This window comes from Bradyrhizobium semiaridum (assembly GCF_020329505.1).
Classification (GTDB): Bacteria; Pseudomonadota; Alphaproteobacteria; order Rhizobiales; family Xanthobacteraceae; genus Bradyrhizobium; species Bradyrhizobium semiaridum.
The window spans coordinates 1-614 of sequence record NZ_JAGKJJ010000113.1; the positions used below are offsets into that span (position 1 = coordinate 1).

The 614-nt window shown below is 66.4% G+C and carries 1 protein-coding gene; it reads right to left on the reverse strand.

Features of this window, described 5'->3' with window-relative positions; translation table 11 throughout:
• The coding region (locus J6500_RS31750) for an ATP-binding protein (RefSeq protein ID WP_512699726.1) at positions 1-614 on the reverse strand (614 nt) is incomplete at both ends.

Below are 614 nucleotides of genomic sequence, written 5' to 3' on the forward strand. Positions count from 1 at the left end.
ACCTCGGCGACCGCCGGCTCGACCAGGATCATGCGCCGGTCGGGTGCCGCCTCCTGGGCGCGGCCGTACGACAATGTCGACTGGCAGAAGGCGATGGCGCGCTCCAGCGAGCGCAGCAGCTTTGGCGCAAAGCGCTGCACCCGCGGATCGGGCACGCTGGCGAGCTGATCCGACAGCAGTTGCGAGGATGCCAGCAGGTTGCGCAAATCGTGGTTGATCTTCGAGACGGCAAGGCCCAGCGCGGCGACGAGATCGGCGTGGCCGAGCGCGAGCTGTCGGACATGCAGCGCGATCTGGTCTCGATGCTGCATCAGAAGAGCCGGCTCGCCGCGCTGGCTCGGCACGATGATCCGCGCCGAGCTCTCGGGATTTTCGTGGAAGCCGATCAGACTCGCGGTCAGCCGCCGCATCGGACGGACGAACAAATAATGCAGCGCGAGATAGACCAGACCCGAGGTCAGGCCGGCGATCAGCAGCGCCACCACGAGGACGTTGCGCGAGAAGCGATACATCGCCTGGCGCAGCGGCTTCTCGTCGATCACCACCTCAATGAACTGCGCCTGGCCTGGTGCTGCTCCGACCACGCGGATGGTCTGATCGCCGCGCTCCAGCAT